This window comes from Nonomuraea sp. NPDC050540 (assembly GCF_044457485.1).
Taxonomy (GTDB): domain Bacteria; phylum Actinomycetota; class Actinomycetes; order Streptosporangiales; family Streptosporangiaceae; genus Nonomuraea.
Genome location: NZ_JBITHA010000008.1, coordinates 440,547 through 459,977, shown reverse-complemented (window position 1 = coordinate 459,977; position 19,431 = coordinate 440,547). Strand labels below are relative to the sequence as shown.

The window sequence follows — 19,431 nt, the reverse complement described above, 5'->3', positions numbered from 1 at the left end:
AGGACTTCTTCACGTTCCAGCCGTCGCCCCCCGGCGACGTGACCGCGCAGGTCCAGGGCGTCGACCTCACGCTCCCGCCGACGCCCACCCCCACCTCCACCAGCGGTTGCGAAGCGGCTGACTTCAACGGCTTCGTCGCCGGCCGGATCGCCCTCATCCAGCGCGGCACCTGCGCCTTCGCCCAGAAGATCCGCAACGCCGGCCGGGCCGGCGCCTCCGGCATCATCGTCTTCAACGAGGGCCAGCCCGGACGCACCGACGCCTTCCCCCTCGACATCGGCGAGTGGCGCGGCGGCGTGCCCATGGTCTTCGCCGACTTCGCCGTCGGCAACGAACTGGCCTCCACCCCCGGCGCCACCGTCCGCCTGAAGGTCGACGCCACGCTCACGCTCGGCAAGAGCGACAACGTCATCGCCGAGACCCGCGGCGGCGACCCGCGCAACGTCGTCATGGTCGGCGCGCACCTCGACAGCGTCGAAGCCGGGCCCGGCATCAACGACAACGGCTCCGGCAGCGCCGCCATCCTGGAGACCGCGCTGCAGCTCGCGCACTTCCCGGTCAAGAACAAGGTCCGCTTCGCCTTCTGGACCAGCGAGGAGATCGGGCTGCTCGGCTCCGACCAGTACGTCGAACGGCTGAGCGCCGCCGAGCGCAAGCGCATCAGGGTGTACCTGAACTTCGACATGGTCGCCTCGCCCAACTACGCCTTCAAGCTCTACGACGGCGACGACTCCGACGCCACCGGCTCGCCCGCCGGGCCTCCCGGAAGCGCCCACATCGAGAAGCAGCTCGACAAGTTCTTCAAGTCCCGCAACCTGGCCACCGTCGGCACCGACTTCGACGGGCGCTCCGACTACGGACCGTTCATCGCGGTCGGCATCCCGTCCGGCGGCATCTTCACCGGGGCCGAAGGCATCAAGACCCCGGCCGAGGCCGCGCTGTTCGGCGGGCAGGCGGGCGTCGCCTATGACGTCTGCTACCACCTGGCCTGCGACACCATCTCCAACATCAACATGACCGCCCTGGACGTGGACGCCGACGCCATCGCCGACTCCACCGCCCGGTACGCGTTCAACCTGAACGGCATCCCGCAGCACAGCGCCGCTGCGGTCGCGCCGGTGGCGGTGACCACCGCCGGATAGTCCCGGGGCCCGGACTCCGCCGGAGTCCGGGCCTTCTCCACGGCGTTCAGGGGAACCGAGCGCTCATCCCGCCGTCCACGGCCCACTCCGCCCCCGTGACGAAGCCGGCCGCGTCCGAGGCGAGAAAGCAGACCACTTCGGCCACCTCGTGCGGCGACCCCATCCGCCCCATGGGATGCAGCCCCTCCACCCTGGCGCGCTCACCCGGATCGGGGTGCTTGTCCAGGTACTCCTCCACCAGCCGGGTGGCGGTCCAGCCGGGGCTGACCGCGTTGACCCGCACACCATGCGGCCCGACCTCCAGCGCGAGACTGCGCGTCAGCCCCACGAGACCGGACTTGGCCGCCGCATAGGGGAACATCCCGCGCGTGGTCAGCCGGGCGTGTATGGACGCGACGTTGACGATCGCCCCACGCCCCGCCGCCTTCATCCCCGGCAGCACCGCCTGCGACATCATCCACGCGGCCTTCAGATCGATCGCGAACACCTCGTCCCACTCGGCCTCGGTCATCTCGACCGGGTCGTAGTAGGCGTTGCGCCCCGCGTTGTTGACCAGCACGGAGATCGCCCCCAGCTCGTGCGCGATCTCGGCGACCGCCGACCTCACCTGCTCACCCGACGTGATGTCCGCCTGTACGGCGAAGCCCCGCCCAGCCGCCAGCACATCCACCACCCCGACCCGCGCCCCTTCCCTGGCAGCCACCTCCACCACGGCCGCCCCGATCCCCCGGGCACCCCCGGTAACCAGCACCACCTCCCCCTCAAGCCGCCCACCCATCACGCCACCCACCTCTCATCAGCCACACCACCCACCCAACACCCACAACCCCACACCTTCACCCCAAACCCCACACCCTCGCCCCCGAACTCCGCGCTCCAGGCCCCAAATCCCGCGCCCCACGCCCACGACGGCTCGCCCTGCCACACCCTCGCTCTTTCCCTGCGACCCTGGCCCTCGGTTCCGGCCCCGTCACCGGACCCGCCCCAGACCCGCGATCCGAGGCGCCCTGGCTCCCGGTCGCGGCCTTCGGTTCGGCCCCGGCCATCCCTCGGCCCCTGGTTTCCGGCTTGCGCGGCACACGGCGCGAGGCCCCGGAGGCGCGAGTGGGACGGGGGTCGCCCCATCGGGGTTAGGGGGTGGGGTTGAGGGTGGTCAGGAGGGTTTTGACGGTGGTGGTGTCGCCGGAGGTTATGGCGCTGCCTATGCCGCAGGCCACGGCGCCGGCGGCGATCCAGGCCGGGGCGTTCTCCACGGTGATGCCGCCGGTCGGCACCACCGGGGCCTGGGGGAGGGCCTGGAGGAGGTCGCGCAGGACGTCGGGGGAGGAGGCGCGGGCGGGGAAGAGCTTCACGGCGTCGGCCCCCGACTCCAACGCGGTCACGATCTCCGTCGCCGTGGCCACGCCGGGCAGTACGGCCAGGCCGTACCGATGGCCGGTGGACAGGACCTGCCGGCTCAACGAAGGGGACACCAGGAAGCGGGCGCCGGCCAGGGCGGCGAGGCGGGCGGTCGGTTCGTCCAGGACGGTGCCGGCGCCGATCACCGCGTCCGGTCGGGAGCGGACGATCTCGGCGATGGCGTCGATGGCGCCCGGTGTGGTCAGGGACACCTCGACGACGTCCAGGCCGGCGTCCACGGTGGTGATGGCAGCCTGTACCGCCGTCTCGGCGTTGATGGCGCGGACGATGCCGACGATGCGGCGTTCGGCGATCCTGTTCATGACCTGCCAGCGATACATGCTCATCTCTCCACCCATGCGCTCAACCGAATCGGTTCATCATCCCCGGTTCGGTGGGCCGGCCTACATTCCGTCGCCGTCCCAGCGGCCTCGGGAGCGGGAGCGGACGGGCAGGCTGGAGACGATCGGCGCCGGGATCGGGTCGCCCGGTTTCCACACCCGCCCGGTGCCCCAGTTGTGCGCGCCCGCGTCCGTGCGCTCGTCCGGATGCTCCAGCGAGGCGGGGTCGGCGCCCCAGTCCATGGCCTCTTCATCGGCGTGGTGGGTGTGGCCGCCCTGGAGGCGGGCGGCCTCGCGGGCCTTGGCGATGGCGAGCAGGCTGTGGTCCGTTCCCTGGCCGTGCGGGACGTAGTCGGCGTCCGTGGCGCCCGTCTGCCGTGAGTAGTCCAGCGACGCCCGCAGCATCGCCAGTTCCTCCTCCGCCCGCAGCCCCACCCCCAGGTCGTGGCTGGACTGCGACCACCGCCCGGCGGGCCCGTAGTTGAGCGCCTCACCGCCCCACCGGACCCACTCGTTCTGCGTGTACCAGTTGAACAACTCCCCGTCCGACCGCAGCAACCAGGTGGCCCCGCCCTCCATCGAGGTGAAGTGCCCATGTTTCACCCGGGCGGGCCGGAAGAAGTACGTGCCGAGGTCGAGCGTCCCGAAGTTGTACTCCATGTGCCCCTGAAGCGTGTACGCCTCCTCGTAGCAGGGATGGTGAGCGAGCCGGTGGTCGGCCCAGCCTTCCTGCGCGTGCACCAGCCGGGTGTAGAAGCCCGTCAAAGGGTCCACATGGAGGTATTTGATAAAAAGTCCGGGCATGGGGCCGGGGTTCGGCACCGCGTCCCACTCCATCGCCGCCGAGTCCATCACGATGACGTCCTCCCGGGCCTCCGCCCAGCGCGCGGCACCGGCGTCGAATCCGGCGTCGCCGTACTCGCGATAGTGGAGGATCCTCGTTCCCTCGGCGAACGTGATCGCCTCGACCGGCACCCCCTTCGGCGCGTACACGTAGCCGCCCTGGCCGAGGCGCCGCCCGCCGTACGTCATCGAGCCTTCGAGCACGTAGAACTCGCTGTCGGCATGATGCACGCCCGGCCCGCGCCCCCAGCCGGTGTGGAAGTCGACGCGCAGCGACGACGAGCCGTCCTCCTCGTCCACGGACAGGCGCCGCTCGCTCGCCCGCCCCTCGCCGCCGACGAGTTCGGCCGCGTGCCAGATGTAGTCGTCTTCTTGGATCACTTCAACGTGGGGACGCATGCCACTCCTTCAGCTCGCGCTTGAGGATCTTGCCCGCCGCGTTCCGTGGCAGCGCGGGCACGAACTCGATCTGCCGCGGCAGCTTGGCGCCCGACAGCCGCCGGCGGCAGTGCTCGACGAGCCGCGCCGCCTCGACCGCCGCGCCCGGCGCCGTGACCACGAACGCCGTCACCCGCTCGCCCCACCGCTCGTCCGGCAGTCCGACGACGGCGGCCTCGGCCACGCCGGGGTAGGCGGCCAGCGCCTCCTCGACCTCGCGCGGCGCGACGTTGACGCCACCCGAGATGATCATGTCCTTCTTGCGGTCGACGATGTAGAGGAAGCCCTCCTCGTCGCGCTCGACGAGGTCGCCGCTGGTCATGAAGCCGTCGGCGGTGGTGCACGCCGCGGTGGCGTCGGGGTCGCCGAGATAACCGTTCATGAGGTACGGCGAGCGCGAGAACAGCTCACCCTCGACGATCCTGACCTCGGTCATGAACCAGGGCGTCCCCACCGACCCGATCTTGCGCCAGGCGTCGGCGGGGCGGCAGTCGCTGATGATGCCCGCCTCGGTCGAGCCGTAGAGCTCGTGCACCCCGACTCCGGGAAAGGCGTCGAGCACCCACTCCTTGAGCGTGCGCGGCAGCGCGGCGGCGTTGAAGAAGAGCGTGTCCAGCGAGGACAGGTCGTGCTCGCCGAGCCCGTGCGCGCGCAGCATGTGGGCGTGCGCCGGGACCAGGAACACCGACTGCGCCCGCGTCCCGGCGATCATGGCGAGCAGGCGTTCGGGGTCCCAGGCCCGCAGCATCGCGACGGTCCCGCCGGTGTGGACCGGCGCGTACCCGAAGGCGAAGCCCGCGCCGTGGTACATGGGCGCGACCGCGATCGTCCGGCGTCCCGGCCCGAGCCCCCACTCCAGGGCGGCGGCGTAGAAGGTGAGGGCGCGCGAGCGGTGGCTGATGACCACGCCTTTGGGCCGCCCGGTGGTGCCCGAGGTGTAGGCGACGCAGAACGGCTCCCGCTCGTCCACCTCCACCCGCGGGTCGGTACCCGGCGAGGTGGCCAGCACCGCCTCGTAGGACGGGCCGAGCGACAGAACGGTACGCGGCAACCGGTCCACGGCCCCGGCGAAGGCGTCGTCGAGCACGATGGCCCGAGCCTGCGAATGATCGAGGATGTACGCGCTCTCCGCGGCCGTCTGCCGGGGATTCATCGGCACCATGACCAGCCCGGCCTTGGCGATCCCGCAGGCCACCTCCGGGTACTCCAGCCGGTTGCCCATCAGCACCGCGACCCGTTCGCCGGTGCGTAACCCGGCCTTGAGCAGGGCGTTGGCGAGCCTGCTCGACCGATCGTCCAGGGCGCGAAAGGTCAGCTCCCGCCCGTCGTCGGCCACCGCGACGGCGGCCGGCGTCGCCGCGGCGAACTCACGCACGCCGCCGGCGATCGAGAGCTGCATGTTTCGCATAGTGAAACGCCTTTCCAATACATAGCATGATCCCCGCCTCCGGCAACGTCAACGACAATGGGCGGATGCTGACCATGCGCCTATACACGGACGCCGACCTGCCCTGGATCCAGGAGACCGTCGCGGAGTGGATCGCCGACGCGGGCCGCTGCGCCTATGACCACATCGGTGAGCTGCCCCACCGCATCTACGAGAACATCAGGGGCCGTCGCCCGACCGGAGAGGTCGTGCACGTCTGGGAGGACGGCGGCCGCCTGGCCGGGCTGACGGTCAACACCCGCTTCGAGAACGCCTTCGACGTCTTCACCGCCCCTGACCTGCGCGGCACCCAGGCCGAGGCCGACATGATCGAGGCCGCCTGCGCGACCACCGGCCGGGGCGAGGACGAGGTGCTGACCGACGTCTTCGACTGCGACACGGCCAGGATCGAGGTGCTGGAGCGCCTGGGCTTCACCCGGTTCCGTACCTGGGACGACGTCAATGAGGCCGCACTCGCCGACCTGCCCGCGCCGAGCCCGCCCCCGGGCTTCACGCTGCGCGCCGCCCGGCTGGCCGACGCCGACGAACTGGCCCGCGCCCGCAACAGCGCCTTCGACTCAGAGTGGACCGGCGCGTAGTACCGCGACGAGGTCATGCTCAAGCCCGGCTACGACGTCGACCGCGAGATCGTCGCCGAGTCGCCGGACGGCCGGATCGCCTCGTTCCTCGTGTACTGGGTGGACCGGCGCAACGCCATCGGCCACTTCGAGCCGGTCGGCACCCACGCCGACTTCCACCGCCTGGGCCTGGCCAGGGCGACCATGCTGCACGCCATGCACCGGATGCGCGCCCTCGGCCTGACCACCGTCACCGTCAACCACAACGCGGAGAACGTCCCGGCGAGGAGGCTCTACGCCGCGCTGGGCTTCAAGAAGACCCACGAGACGTACGGCTATCGCCGCTCGACCCGACGAGCGTCGCGAGCAGTCCCATCACCCCTCCACTGACCACCGCTCCCACCGCGTTCGCGCCGTCGCCGATCCAGAATCCGGCCGCGCCCAACGCGAAGAACCCGCCGCCGGCGATCATGAAGTACCGGTCTTCCCCGCTGGTGAGGCCCGCGCCCCACCAACCGGTCAGCGCGGACAGGAGCATGCCGCCGACCATGACCACGTCCGCGTCCGACGCGGGCCGGAACTCCGCGACGATCGCGGCCACGACGGGCGCGACCGCCGCGACGACCGCCATGAGCAGGCCCGCCTCGGGGTCCCGCCGGTCGAGCGCGTCCCCGGCCAGACCGAGCGCCACCACCAGCGCCGGCAGGAACATGAGGATGAGCAGAAGGACCTGCCAGGCGCCATTGAGGTGGGCACCGGTCAGGTAGATGACCGCGCTGAGCAGCCAGACGAAGCTGAGCGCGAGCATCTGCCCGGGGACCACCGCCTGCGTGCTCGGCACCCGCACCGCCGGCGCCGGCGCCGCGGCCGGCGCGGGCGCCGGGGTCTCCTCCTCCCGCGGGAGCACCTGTGCGTCCCGTATCTCCATCGCGAGGTGCACGGCGCCGCGTACCACGGCCAGTTCCGGCTCCTCCACCTTCAGCACCGTCACCCCCGACCGGCGGGAGATCTGCGCGTGCACCATCGGCAACCGGCTGCTCCCGCCCACCGGGATCACCTTGGTCACGTCGTCCCAGGCCAGCTCCTGGTCGCCGAGCAGCCGGTCGCACTCGTCCACGGTCTCGGCCAGCGGCTTGTCGAGGAGTTCGCCCAGTTCGTCCCGCGTCATGGTGAACAGGACCGGCGGGTCGAGCTCGGACAGCAGCGCCCGATACTCCTCCCGCTCCGACAGCGCGTGCTTGATCTTCTCGCAGGTGTCCCTGAGGCCGAGCCGCCTGCGCAGCACGGGCACGTCCGGCTCGGGGTCGGCGAACAGCGCGTCCACCTGCTCGGGGTGGCGCTCCCTGATCGCGGTGAGGATCTCCCGGTCGAAGTCGATCCCGCCCAGCGTGGGGATGCCGCCCGGCCGGCCCACGTCGCGAAAGCCCGCGTCCGTGGTGCCCTTGGTCAGGGCGCAGTCGAAGGTGCCGCCGCCCAGGTCGTAGAGCAGGATCGTCTGCTCGTCGAAGAAGCGCTGCCCGGTGACCGCGCCGCGTACCCCCGCGACGGGCTCGGACACCAGCGTGACCGTCGCCGGGTCGAACCCCGCCAGCTGGGCGGCCTGCTTCATCAGGTCGTGGTTGCCGGCGTCCCAGCTGACCGGCACGGTGATGACGACCGTGCCGGGCTCGCCCGGGGCCACGCGCCGCGCCTGCGCGCGCAGGTACCGCAGGACCTCGGCGGCCAGCTCGTGCACCTGGTAGCGGCGGCCGTCGAGGTGGACGGGCGCGTCGTCGCCGAAGTCACGCTTGAACTCGGTCCGGTAGTTCTGGATGTAGGCGGGCCCGAGCCGTTTCGCGGCCGTGCCCACGTACAGCCTGCCGCGGGTCGCGAGCACCGCGGTCGGGATCTCGGCCGCGCCCCGCGTCTCCGGATCGGGCACCACGACGACCCGCCCGTCCGCCAGCCCCACCATGATCGAGGAGTTGGACGTGCCGAAGTCGATGCCGTAAACCACTCCCACCGCTGCTGATCCCTCCGTCAGTGGCCGAGCCGCCGCACACGCTCGCGCGCCGCGGTCAGCTCCCCTCGCACCCGCTCGTACTGCCCCGCCGTGATCGTGAGCTCCGCCATCCGCCGCTTCCGGTCCCGCGCGCTCGCCTCTCGCAGTACGGCCAGCCGTTCGATCGACCGGTCGAGCGCGTCACGCGTCTGGCGCAGCACGTCGTCGAAGTGCTCCAGCATCAGCACCTTGCAGTCCTCGACCGCCTCGGCGAGGTCTTTCTCCGCCTTGGCGGCGTTCCGCTCGACCATGGGCAGCACGGCCTGGCTGAACTGCGCCGACCGCTCTAGTTTGACCTGTGTGAGCACGCGGTGCCGGTGTTCTTGCAACCCGGCCATGACGCCGAGGGCGCCGAGCGCGATCGCCGCGACCGCGCCGATCGCGATGCCGATGCCGGGCAGCAGCGCGCCGGCGCCGGTGAAGATCGCGGTGCCGACGGCGCCGGCCACGGTCACGCCGGAGTTGACCGACGACAGCCGTCCCTCCCTGGCGTGCTTGCGCAGCATGATGGCGGAGACGTCCAGCCTCGGCTGGTAGCCGGGCACCGCCGCGTTGAGCACGCCGATCGGCAGCCGGGTGGCCGCGGCGGTCTCCTCGCCGGTGCGGTCCACGGCGGCAAGCAGGTCGGCGCGGGCGGTGTCCAGGGCGTCGGAGAGTGCCCGCGTGGTGGCGTTGATGAGGCCCTCGGCGTCGTCAACGACCGCGCGCGAGTGAATGTGGCCGAGGAAGCGGTCGCGGATCGCCTGGTTGCGCGCGGCCAGCCGTTCGACGACGGGCGCGGCGGCCTCGTCGAACGAGGCCACCAGCGCCTCGCGCCAGACGGCCCGGCCGGCCAGCAGCTCTTCTGCCCGCCGCCTGTTCTGCCGCAGCTCGGCGGCGATCCTCTCCAGTTCCTCGCCGGCCACCAGCGCGGCCAGCTCGTTGGTGACCGGGGCCTCGGCCGCGGCCTGCACCTCGTCCAGGAGGTCGAGGGCACGTTCCAGGTACCGGGCGCCGCAGGTCGCGGCCAGGCGATCGCGCAACTGCCGTTCCAGCTCCGGCAGACCGGACTCGCCGGGCGACTCGGGGCGGCCCTGCCGGAGCGCCCGCAGCCTGCGATGGGCGGAGACCGGCAGCACGACGAGGTCCTCGGGCGCCAGTCCCGTCGCCGCGGCGATCTTCCGGCGGGCGACCCTGACCTCGTGGTCCTGGTCGAAGACCGACTCCACCTTGGTGATCGCGGTGACCACGACCGGGCAGGCGGCGAACGCCTTCTCGACGTGTGCCAGTTCGTTGACGCTCAGCGTCTCCTCGCTGCTGCCGACATAGAGGATCGCGTCCGCCCGCGACAGGGAGGCGTAGGTGGCGTCGCTGTGGGCGTTGTTCACGGCGCCGATGCCCGGGGTGTCGACCAGGACCAGCCCGTCGCGCAGCAGCTCGGCCGGCGTCTCGACGGTGACGACGTGGTCGACGTTCGCCCGGTCGGCGACGTGCCGGTCGAGCTCGCCGAGCGGGATCTCGCGCCGCTCGCCCGAGCTCTCGGTGACGAACGCGGCCTCACGCTCGCCCCAGCGCAGGACGGTGACGACGCAGGTGGTCACGGCGGAGTTCACCGGCAGGAGGCGCTCGCGGCCGAGCAGGGCGTTGATCAGGCTGGACTTGCCGCGGCTGTACTCGCCCATGACGACGACCTGGTACGTCCCGGTCTGGACCCGCTGGACGCTCTCTTCGAGCTTGGCCCGCAGCGCCTCGGTGAGTTCCAGGCCGGCGACCAGCCGCTCGTGCAGGGCGAGGACGTCGGCGCGTACCCTGGCCAGCTCCTCGTGGCTCATCGCGCCGGCTCCTCGACGTAGGCGAGCACCTGCTGGGGCCGCAGGACCAGCCCGCGCCACTGGTAGCCGGGGCGGACGGTCTCGGCGATCGTGCCCGGCAGGCCGGGCTCCGCCGTGGGGCGCACGCCCACGACCTGGTGCCGCTCGGGGACCAGTTCGCCCCTGTCGTCCAGCGGCTCGACCTCGCCCTCGCGCAGCATCAGCGTGAGCTGGTCGGCGACCCAGCCGACCAGCCTGGCCGGCGGCTCCGGGCCGGTGGCGAGGTCGCGGCCGCGCAGCTCGTCCAGGCGTTCCGCGAGGTCCACCAGGGCGTTCACCATGCGCGGGGGAGGTTCGTGCGCGCCTTCCGCGCGGCGCAGGCGGTCCACTTCTCCGCGCAGCTCGCGCTGGGTCCGTTCCAGGGTCTCGACCTCGGCCAGCGCGTGCTCCAGCAGGGCGGCGGTGCCGAGGTCGGGTGGGTCCTGGCGGCGGCCGGTGAGGGCGGCCAGCCGTACCAGAAGCTGCTCGGCGAGTTTGCGGGGTTTGACCAGGGGGTCGACCAGCCTGCTCAGCAGGTCTCTGGGTCGAGCAGGCGCTGGGCCACCTGGAGGCGATCCATGATCCGCTCGTAGCTGCGCACCATCGTGTGGGCCGTCTGCTTGTCCACCCTGCCGGTGAGGGGGTCGTTCATCCGGGTGTTCCATTGGTGCGCTCGCTCCTTCGCTCGTCGCATCATCCGGCTGACCGGCTGGTCGTCCTCGAAGCCGAGCCGGGCCGCGCATGAGGTGCCCTTCTCGCCGGTGACCTGCAGGAGCTGCTCCGCCTCCGCCGGTCGCAAACGGGTGGCGCCCTGGTAGTGGGCGGCGAGCGCGGTCAGCTCGGCGAAGCCGTGCTCGGAGCGCTGGAACCGCTCGACCCGCTTCGCCACCTCGTCCGCGGCCGCCTTGGCGGCGCCGTCCGGCGGCAGGCCCTCGCGGCAGCTCGCCAGCGCCGCCCGTACCGAGATCATGGCCTGGTCCAGCTTGATGAGTCCGGCGCGGTTGCCGAAGTGCCCGCTGATCAACCGGCGCAGCCCGCCCACCCCGCTCTCCTCGACCAGGTGCTCGGCGAGCTCCCCGGGGTCCAGGCCGTCGCGCAGCGCGCCGCACGCCAGGTGCACGCCCCAGGCGCCGAGCAGCTCGACGAGCTCCTTCCGGTACGCCGGCCGCAGCGGACCGGCGGCGTGCTGGAACTCACGCAGGTCGCCCAGCTCGCCGGCCAGCTCGGCGGGGGAGACGGCGGCCAGCGCACGCAGCCACCCGAGATGGTGTTCCTTCATCGCCTGCGCGCCGGCGGCGACCTTCGCCGCGATCGGCACCACCAGGTAGAACAGGCGGCTCAGGTCGGTGGCGCCCCGGTAGACGTCGATGACCTGGCTCGCGCCGTCGCGCAGCGGATGGAAGGCCAGCGGGTCGCCGAGCACCGGCGGCCAGCTCTGGTCGCACCTGCTGAGCACGCCGAACGCCTTGAACGGCGTCAGCATGCCGGCCCGGTCGCCGAGGAAGGCGGAGACCGCGGCCACGTCCTGGTTGCTGACGTCGCGGCTGAACAGGTAAAGGACGGCGTCGGCCTGGTCGAGCTCGTCGATGCTCTCCTGGTGGAGGGTCTGCGGGTCGCGGCCCAGGAGCTCCAGCACGCCGGGGTCCTGGACGCCCATCGTGGCCAGGGTGTTGGCCGAGTCCCGGCCGTACACGCTGCCCAGGCCGGGGGTGTCGACGAGGTGGAAGTCGTTCAGGAAGGGGTTCGGCAGGCCGTACTCCACCTTGCGTACGCGGACGAGGTCGGCCAGGTGCGTCTCGTCGCGGACGGTCCAGTGCGCGAACTCCGACGGCGCGACCGGTCGCGGCGGGCCGTCGCGGAAGTGCACGGTCAGGCTCGGGCGCGGGGCGTGGACCAGCTCGTTCACGTTGAACGTCAGCTCCTCGCGGCCGGTCACCGCCACCTGTTCGCCGAGCAGCGCGTTGACCAGCGTGGACTTGCCGCGTTTGATCTGGCCCGCCACGGCCAGCCGCATGGGCTCGGCGAGCCGGGCCGCGGCGGTGCGCAGGGCGTCGGCCAGCGGGGCGAGTTCGGGGGTTTCGTCCGCCTGGAGCGCGCACTCGCGCAGGATCGTTCCCGCGCGCGCGACCGCGGGCACGAGCAGATGTTCGGGGGGTTTCATCAGGCGCATGTTTAGCGACCGAGAGTGACTCCGTCCACCTCTCCCGGGAAAGGACACGCGAAACTAGAAGTTACGGTTGTCCGATACTGAGGTCCGCGAAGACCGCCCGGTGGTCCGTGCCGGGCACGTCGACGATCTCCGCCCGGCGCACGCCGATGGAACGATCGACCAGGATGTGGTCGATCGTGATGATCGGCGGGATCGCCCGGCCGCGCGGCCACGTCGGGACGAGCCCCTTGCCCACCTGGGCGGCGGCGTCGGTGTAGCCCCGGTTCAGCAGGGCCCGGAAGGCTTGGTGGTCGAGGCTGGCGTTGAAGTCGCCCGCGAGGATCCGCCCCGGCGCGGCATCCGGTAGCGCCGCCAATGAAACGTTCCATTCCGCGTAGAGGCGAGGCAGGGGCGGATTCGGGTGCACCGCCACCACCTCGACCGGCCCGGACGGCAGTGCCACCCTGGCCGCCGGCATGTGGTGCCCGATCGGCGTGAACAACCCCTCGATCTTGGTCAGCGGGTAGCGCGAGTAGATGCCGCTGCCGGCCGGGCCTTCCGCCTCCTCCAGCACCGTGTACGGCAGAAGCCGCCCCAGCCCCGCCGCCTCCAGCGCGGCGACCTGGTGGGGTCTGAGCTCCAGCGCGCTGAGAACGTCCACGTCAAGGCGCGTGACCAGGTCGACGATCGCGGCGGGGTCGGCCCGCCCGAACAGGTTCGACGAGAGGACGCGCAGAGCGGTCCCGCCTTCCGGAGCCGGATCCGAGACCACCCTGGGCACGATGACGGCGACCATCGCGGCGGCGGCGGCCAGGGCGACCAGCGCGGCCAGCCGGTCGCGGAAGAACAGGACCGCCGCCGAGAGCAGCGCGAGCACGGCGCCGAAGGGTGTCAGCGTCATCAGCTGGGTGAGCGGCCAGCCCGCCTCCAGGCCGGTCAGCCGGACCAGCGCCCAGGCGGCCAGGAGCCCCGCCACCAGCCACGACATCAGGCGCGGGCGCCGCTTCTTCGTCACCGGCTCCGTGGTCGTGTCCAAGGCCACCCGCCTGTCGGTCTCTAGGTTTGACTGAACTTTAAACCGTCTCGGCACAGTGGCGCGCCCGTTGACCCGTCCGTATCCGGACATTAATTGCCGTTGCACAATTGCGATATACGGATGACCGCCTTAGACCGGGCAACCAGTGCGCCGCTGGTCCGGGGCGGCGCCACACGAGCCCCGTCAGCCGCACGGCGCTCGCCTGACACCGGCGCGGCCCGGCGATCGAGGCCGGGCCGCGTCCCCTTCTTTCCGTGGCGCGCGGACGGATCTAGCCTCGAAGAGGAAGGGACACCGCCATGGAATCCACCATCATCCTGCTGGGGCTCGCCGCGTTCCTCGTCCTGCTGGTCCTGGTGACCGGGTTCAGGGTCGTCAACCAGGTGGAACGCGGGGTCGTCTTCCGCCTGGGCCGGGCGCAGCAGCGGGTACGGCAGCCGGGGCTCCGGGTCCTGATCCCGCTCGTCGACCGGATGACCAAGGTCAACGTCCAGATCGTCACCATGCCCGTCCCGACGCAGGAGGGCATCACCCGCGACAACGTCTCGGTCCGTGTGGACGCCGTCGTCTACTTCCGCGTCCAGGACCCGATGCGCGCCTCGATCGAGGTGCAGAACTACCTGTTCGCGATCGAGCAGGTGGCCCAGACCTCGCTGCGCAACATCATCGGCAAAAGCGAACTGGACGACCTGCTGTCCAACCGCGAGGAACTGCACCGGGGCCTGGCCCTGATGATCGACAGCCCGGCGCTGGGCTGGGGCATCCACATCGACCGCGTGGAGATCAAGGACGTTCAGCTGCCGGAGTCGATGAAGCGCTCGATGTCACGCCAGGCCGAGGCCGAGCGCGAACGGCGATCCCGGGTGATCGTGGCCGACGGCGAACTGCAGGCCGCCCAGAAGCTGGCCGACGCCTCGGGCATCATGTCCCAGACGCCGGGAGCGCTGCAGCTGCGCCTGCTGCAGACGGTGGTGGAGGTGGCGGCGGAGAAGAACTCCACGCTGATCATGCCGCTGCCGGTGGAACTGCTCCGCTTCTTCGACAAGGCCGCCCAGGCCGCGACGCCACCGGACAAGCAGGACACGGCCACGGAACCCCGGGCGGTCGGCGAAAGCGAGCGGCCCGCGCTCGACGAGGGACAGCGGCGCGCGCCCGAGGCCGCGGGAACCGGCCAGGCGGACGGCGTGGCGGAGAGAACCACGTCCGACGTGAGAAGCGCCTGACGATCGGGCGGTACCGGGGCGGCGGGGGGAGTGGGCGGAGGCTTGCCGTAACGGAGGGGAGGGGTTGTTCGCCCTGACGGGAAGCGATCGTCGTCGGGATGGTGTCAAAAGGCGGCTTGTGGGCGTATGGAACCCGTCAAGAACGGCAAAAACGCATAAATCTCCCGCTTTGCTTACGGAGCAAGCAACTTTCCGGAGCTGAGGAGTGGGGATGGCCGACGTCATCTTCGTCGCCCTGACGATCGCGTTGTTCGTGATCCTGGGGCTAGTGGTGAAGGCGGTGGAGCGCCTGTGAGCGCGATCAATGCCACCGGCCTTGTCGTGGCCGTCGGCCTGGTGATCTTCATGGTCGCGGCCCTGCTGTTCCCGGAGCGGTTCTAGTGGGCTGGATCTTCATCGCTTCCCTCGTCCTCGCGCTGGTCATCACGCACAAGCCGCTGGGCGACCACATGTACCGCGTGTACACGAGCGTCAAGCACAACGTGGTGGAGCGCTTCATCTACCGCCTGCTCGGCGTCCAGGCCGACTCCGAGCAGCGCTGGGCCGTCTACGCGCGCAGCGTTCTCGCGTTCTCGGTCATCTCCCTCCTCGTCCTGTACGGCCTGCAGCGCCTCCAGGACAAACTCTTCCTGAGCCTGGGCTTCGACCCCGTCCCCGACCACATCGCCTGGAACACCGCCGTCAGCTTCGTCACCAACACGAACTGGCAGGCCTACTCCGGCGAGTCGACGATGGGCCACCTGGTCCAGATGTCCGGCCTGGCCGTGCAGAACTTCGTCTCGGCCGCGGTCGGCATGGCCGTCGCGATCGCGCTGGTCCGCGGCTTCGCCCGCAGGGGCACCGACACCCTCGGCAACTTCTGGGTGGACCTGGTGCGCGGCACCCTCCGCATCCTGCTGCCGATCGCCTTCGTCGGCGCGCTGATCCTCGTGGCCGGCGGCCTGGTGCAGAACTTCACCGGCCCGCACGAGATCGCCGGCCTGACCGGTCCCACGAACATGACCGGCGGCCCCGTGGCCAGCCAGGAGGTCATCAAGGAGCTCGGCACCAACGGCGGCGGTTTCTACAACACCAACTCGGCGCACCCGTTCGAGAACGCCACCAGCTGGACCAACTGGTTCGAGATCTTCCTCATCCTGCTGATCCCGTTCGCGCTCCCGCGCACCTTCGGCAAGATGGTCGGCCAGATCCGCCAGGGCTACGCGATCCTCGCCGTCATGGGCGTCATCGCGCTGGTCAGCGTCACGCTGACCAACGTCTTCGAGCTGGCGGGCGACGCCACCGTCCCGCAGGCGATCGGCTCGGCGCTGGAGGGTAAGGACGTCAGGTTCGGCGTCGCCAACTCCGCCACGTTCGGCGCGGCCACCACGCTGACCAGCACCGGCGCCGTGGACTCCTTCCACGACTCCTACACGCCGTTCGGCGGCATGATGACGATGTTCAACATGATGCTCGGCGAGGTCGCCCCCGGCGGCGTCGGCGCGGGCCTGTACGGCATGCTCATCCTCGCCGTGATCACCGTGTTCGTGGCCGGCCTCATGGTGGGCCGCACGCCCGAGTACCTGGGCAAGAAGATCGGCGCCCGCGAGATCAAGCTGGCCTCGATGTACTTCCTGGTCACCCCGATCCTCGTCCTGGTCGGCACCTCGCTGGCCATGGGCAACGAGGCGGGCCTGGCGGCGATGCTGAACAGCGGGCCGCACGGCTTCTCCGAGATCCTCTACGCCTTCACCAGCGCCTCGAACAACAACGGCTCGGCCTTCGGCGGCGTCACCGTCAACACCCCGTGGTACGACGTGGCGCTCGGCCTGTGCATGCTGCTCGGCCGCTTCCTGCCGATCATCTTCGTACTCGCCCTGGCCGGTTCGCTGGCCAGGCAGACCCCGGTCCCGGAGACGGCGGGCACGCTGCCGACGCACCGTCCGCAGTTCGTCGGCATGGTCGTCGGCGTGACGATCATCCTCGTCGCCCTGACCTTCCTCCCGGCGCTCGCGCTGGGGCCGCTCGCAGAAGGACTCCTGTCATGACGACCCAGACGGTCGAGCCCCCCAAGAGCACCGGCAAGGTCGGTGGGGGCCTGCTCGATCCCCAGCAGATGGTGCGGTCCCTGCCGGACGCGTTCAAGAAGCTGAACCCGGCCACGCTGTGGCGTAACCCGGTGATGCTGATCGTGGAGATCGGCGCGGTCTTCACCACGGTCCTGGCGCTCCTGCGGCCCTCCTTCTTCGCCTGGGCGACCGTGGTGTGGCTCTGGCTGACGGTGATCTTCGCCAACCTGGCGGAAGCGGTCGCGGAGGGACGCGGCAAGGCCCAGGCGGCCACGCTGCGCAAGGCCAAGACCGACACGGTGGCGCGCAGGCGGTCCGGCGAGACGGTTCCGGCGACGGAGCTCCAGCAGGGTGACATCGTGGTCGTCGAGGCCGGGGAGATCATCCCGGGCGACGGCGACGTGATCGAGGGCATCGCCTCGGTGGACGAGTCGGCCATCACCGGTGAGTCCGCCCCGGTCATCCGCGAGTCAGGCGGCGACCGCTCGGCGGTCACCGGCGGCACCAAGGTGCTGTCGGACCGGATCGTCGTCCAGATCACCCAGAAGCCCGGCGAGAGCTTCATCGACCGGATGATCGCCCTCGTCGAGGGCGCCAACCGGCAGAAGACGCCCAACGAGATCGCGCTGAACATCCTGCTGGCCGCGCTCACGATCATCTTCCTGGTCGCGACCGTCACCATGCAGCCGATGGCGATCTGGGCCAAGGGCCAGAACCCCGGCATCCCCGACTCCCTCGCCCTGACCGGCGACGGCGTCAGCGGGATCGTGCTGGTCTCGCTGCTGGTCTGCCTGATCCCGACCACGATCGGCGCGCTCCTGTCGGCCATCGGCATCGCCGGCATGGACCGCCTGGTCCAGCGCAACGTCCTGGCCATGTCGGGCCGCGCGGTCGAGGCCGCGGGCGACGTGTCCACGCTGCTGCTGGACAAGACGGGCACGATCACGCTGGGCAACCGGCAGGCGTCGGAGTTCGTCCCGGTCGCCGGCGTCACCGAGCAGGACCTCGCCGAGGCGGCGCAACTGTCCAGCCTCGCCGACGAGACGCCCGAGGGCCGCTCGATCGTGGTCTTCGCCAAGGAGAGGTACGGCCTGCGCGAGCGGGACGTGCACAACGCGTCCTGGGTGCCGTTCACCGCCCAGACCCGCATGTCCGGCGTGGATCTGGCGCCGGACCCGGGCGCATCGGGCTCTGACGGCCGGGAGGTCCGCAAGGGCGCGGCGACCGCGGTCATGAAGTGGGTACGCGACGGCGGCGGCCACCCGACCGACGAGGTCGGCCACATCGTGGACGGCATCTCGGCCAGCGGCGGCACCCCGCTGGTGGTGGCCGAGAAGGGCCGCGTCCTGGGCGTCATCCACCTCAAGGACGTCGTCAAGGCGGGCATGCGCGAGCGCTTCGACGAGATGCGCCGCATGGGCATCCGCACCGTCATGATCACCGGCGACAACCCGCTGACCGCCAAGGCGATCGCGGACGAGGCCGGCGTGGACGACTTCCTGGCCGAGGCGACGCCCGAGGACAAGCTCGCGCTGATCAAGCAGGAGCAGGAGGGCGGCCGGCTGGTCGCCATGACCGGTGACGGCACCAACGACGCCCCCGCGCTCGCGCAGTCGGACGTCGGCGTGGCCATGAACACCGGCACCAGCGCCGCCAAAGAGGCCGGCAACATGGTCGACCTCGACTCCAACCCGACCAAGCTCATCGAGATCGTCGAGATCGGCAAGCAGCTCCTCATCACCCGCGGGGCCCTGACCACATTCTCGATCGCCAACGACATCGCCAAGTACTTCGCGATCATTCCCGCGATGTTCGCAGCGGTGTATCCGGGCCTGGACACGCTGAACATCATGCGCCTGGCGAGCCCGCAGTCGGCGATCCTGTCCGCGGTCATCTTCAACGCGATCATCATCGTCGCGCTCATCCCGCTGGCCCTGCGCGGCGTCCGCTACCGGCCGTCCAGCGCCTCGAAGCTGCTCAGCCGCAACCTCTACGTCTACGGCCTGGGCGGCATCGTCGCCCCGTTCATCGGGATCAAGATCATTGATCTCCTCATCCAGTTCCTTCCGGGGATGTCTTAAATGGAACGTCTGCCCAGCTGGATCCGCCAGCACCTCGCGGCTGTCCGCGCGGTCGTCGTCCTGACCCTGGTCACCGGCGCGATCTACCCGCTCCTGGTGACCGGGGCGGCGCAGGCCGTGTTCAACCACAAGGCCAACGGCTCGATGACCGACAAGGGCAGCGAGCTGATCGGCCAGAAGTTCACCGACCAGGACGGCAACCCCGTCAAGAAGTACTTCCAGAGCCGCCCGTCGGCCGCCGGTGACGGCTACGACATGCTGTCCACCGCCGCGAGCAACCTCGGCCCCGAGGACGTCCTGGACGTGCTGCCCGACCCGAACGGCGCCGACGACGCCGCGAAGGAGGGCAAGCGGTCGCTGCTCACCCAGGTCTGCGCCCGCTCCAACGCGGTCGGCGAGCTGGAGGGCGTCAGCGGCGCCCGGCCGTTCTGCACCGCCGACGGCGTCGGCGCCGTGCTGAAGGTCTTCCCGGCCATCGGCACGCCGGCTCGGGCGGTCAGCGTCAACCAGGCCTGCCCCGCCCAGCCCTTCGTCGCCGAGTACCAGGGCGTCAAGGTCGAGTGCGGCAAGCCCGGTGAGGACTACGCGGCCGGCCGTACCGTGCCGGTGCGCGGGAACGTCACCGACGTGAAGGTCCCCGCTGACGCGGTCGCGGCCAGCGGGTCCGGCCTGGACCCGCACATCTCGGTCGCCTACGCGCAGCTGCAGGCGGCCCGCGTGGCCAAGGAGCGCGGCAAGCCCGTCGAGGCGGTCAGGAAGCTGATCGCCGACAACACGACCGGCCGCGCGCTCGGTTTCATGGGCGAGCCCGGAGTCAACGTGCTCATGCTCAACCTGGCACTCGACAAGGAGTAGGGC

General features: G+C 70.9%; 17 protein-coding genes. 8 read left to right on the top strand and 9 right to left on the bottom strand.

The features are described 5' to 3' along the window. A partial coding sequence (locus ACIBI5_RS29020; RefSeq protein ID WP_397251898.1) for a M28 family peptidase occupies positions 1-1,142 on the top strand: 1,142 nt, incomplete at its 5' end. 46 nt (positions 1,143-1,188) lie between these two features. Here ACIBI5_RS29020 and ACIBI5_RS29015 read toward each other — a convergent pair. The 4 genes from ACIBI5_RS29015 to ACIBI5_RS29000 all read right to left on the bottom strand — a co-directional run bounded on the left by ACIBI5_RS29015 (position 1,189) and on the right by ACIBI5_RS29000 (position 5,561). Further along, positions 1,189-1,920, bottom strand: coding sequence for an SDR family oxidoreductase (locus ACIBI5_RS29015; RefSeq protein WP_397251907.1), 732 nt, complete (start codon positions 1,918-1,920; stop codon positions 1,189-1,191). 352 nt (positions 1,921-2,272) lie between these two features. Continuing rightward, on the bottom strand, positions 2,273-2,887 hold the full coding sequence (locus tag ACIBI5_RS29010) for a bifunctional 4-hydroxy-2-oxoglutarate aldolase/2-dehydro-3-deoxy-phosphogluconate aldolase (RefSeq protein WP_397251897.1): 615 nt from the start codon (positions 2,885-2,887) through the stop codon (positions 2,273-2,275). Positions 2,888-2,944: 57 nt separating this feature from the next. Beyond that, entirely contained in the window at positions 2,945-4,123 is a 1,179-nt protein-coding gene (locus tag ACIBI5_RS29005) for a DUF4437 domain-containing protein (RefSeq protein ID WP_397251896.1), read from the bottom strand. Then, complete coding sequence (locus ACIBI5_RS29000) at positions 4,107-5,561, bottom strand: class I adenylate-forming enzyme family protein (protein WP_397251895.1); 1,455 nt, start codon at positions 5,559-5,561, stop codon at positions 4,107-4,109. Before ACIBI5_RS29000 ends, ACIBI5_RS29005 begins: the two co-directional genes overlap by 17 nt. Positions 5,562-5,596: 35 nt before the next feature. Here ACIBI5_RS29000 and ACIBI5_RS28995 point away from each other — a divergent pair, with 35 nt between their 5' ends. Then, positions 5,597-6,187 (top strand): hypothetical protein, encoded by a 591-nt coding sequence (locus ACIBI5_RS28995; protein ID WP_397251894.1) that lies wholly within the window; start codon positions 5,597-5,599, stop codon positions 6,185-6,187. A gap of 15 nt (positions 6,188-6,202) precedes the next feature. Then, the gene (locus ACIBI5_RS28990; RefSeq protein ID WP_397251893.1) at positions 6,203-6,556 is read left to right on the top strand and encodes a GNAT family N-acetyltransferase; all 354 of its coding nucleotides are present in this window, start codon (positions 6,203-6,205) and stop codon (positions 6,554-6,556) included. Here ACIBI5_RS28990 and ACIBI5_RS28985 read toward each other — a convergent pair. From ACIBI5_RS28985 to ACIBI5_RS28965, 5 genes are all read right to left on the bottom strand, one after another. Further along, positions 6,477-8,168, bottom strand: coding sequence for an Hsp70 family protein (locus ACIBI5_RS28985; RefSeq protein WP_397251892.1), 1,692 nt, complete (start codon positions 8,166-8,168; stop codon positions 6,477-6,479). The genes ACIBI5_RS28990 and ACIBI5_RS28985 overlap by 80 nt on opposite strands. A 17-nt stretch (positions 8,169-8,185) precedes the next feature. Further along, the gene (locus ACIBI5_RS28980; RefSeq protein WP_397251891.1) at positions 8,186-10,018 is read right to left on the bottom strand and encodes a dynamin family protein; all 1,833 of its coding nucleotides are present in this window, start codon (positions 10,016-10,018) and stop codon (positions 8,186-8,188) included. After that, entirely contained in the window at positions 10,015-10,386 is a 372-nt protein-coding gene (locus ACIBI5_RS28975) for a hypothetical protein (RefSeq protein WP_397251890.1), read from the bottom strand. The genes ACIBI5_RS28980 and ACIBI5_RS28975 overlap by 4 nt, the downstream gene beginning before the upstream one ends. Positions 10,387-10,565: 179 nt before the next feature. Next, a complete protein-coding gene (locus ACIBI5_RS28970; protein WP_397251889.1) occupies positions 10,566-12,197 on the bottom strand; it encodes a dynamin family protein in 1,632 nt (543 codons plus the stop codon). A 70-nt stretch (positions 12,198-12,267) separates the two neighbouring features. Continuing rightward, on the bottom strand, positions 12,268-13,227 hold the full coding sequence (locus tag ACIBI5_RS28965) for an endonuclease/exonuclease/phosphatase family protein (protein ID WP_397251888.1): 960 nt from the start codon (positions 13,225-13,227) through the stop codon (positions 12,268-12,270). A 293-nt stretch (positions 13,228-13,520) separates the two neighbouring features. On the opposite strand from ACIBI5_RS28965, the gene ACIBI5_RS28960 reads away from it, so the two are divergent. The 5 genes from ACIBI5_RS28960 to ACIBI5_RS28940 all read left to right on the top strand — a co-directional run bounded on the left by ACIBI5_RS28960 (position 13,521) and on the right by ACIBI5_RS28940 (position 19,428). Then, positions 13,521-14,444, top strand: coding sequence for a slipin family protein (locus ACIBI5_RS28960; protein WP_397251887.1), 924 nt, complete (start codon positions 13,521-13,523; stop codon positions 14,442-14,444). A 291-nt stretch (positions 14,445-14,735) separates the two neighbouring features. Further along, positions 14,736-14,825 (top strand): K(+)-transporting ATPase subunit F, encoded by a 90-nt coding sequence (gene kdpF, locus ACIBI5_RS28955; protein WP_184972245.1) that lies wholly within the window; start codon positions 14,736-14,738, stop codon positions 14,823-14,825. Next, positions 14,825-16,471, top strand: coding sequence for a potassium-transporting ATPase subunit KdpA (gene kdpA, locus ACIBI5_RS28950; protein ID WP_397251886.1), 1,647 nt, complete (start codon positions 14,825-14,827; stop codon positions 16,469-16,471). Before kdpF ends, kdpA begins: the two co-directional genes overlap by 1 nt. Continuing rightward, positions 16,468-18,573, top strand: coding sequence for a potassium-transporting ATPase subunit KdpB (kdpB, locus tag ACIBI5_RS28945; RefSeq protein WP_397251885.1), 2,106 nt, complete (start codon positions 16,468-16,470; stop codon positions 18,571-18,573). Before kdpA ends, kdpB begins: the two co-directional genes overlap by 4 nt. Further along, positions 18,574-19,428, top strand: coding sequence for a potassium-transporting ATPase subunit C (locus ACIBI5_RS28940; protein WP_397251884.1), 855 nt, complete (start codon positions 18,574-18,576; stop codon positions 19,426-19,428). Positions 19,429-19,431: the final 3 nt, after the last annotated feature.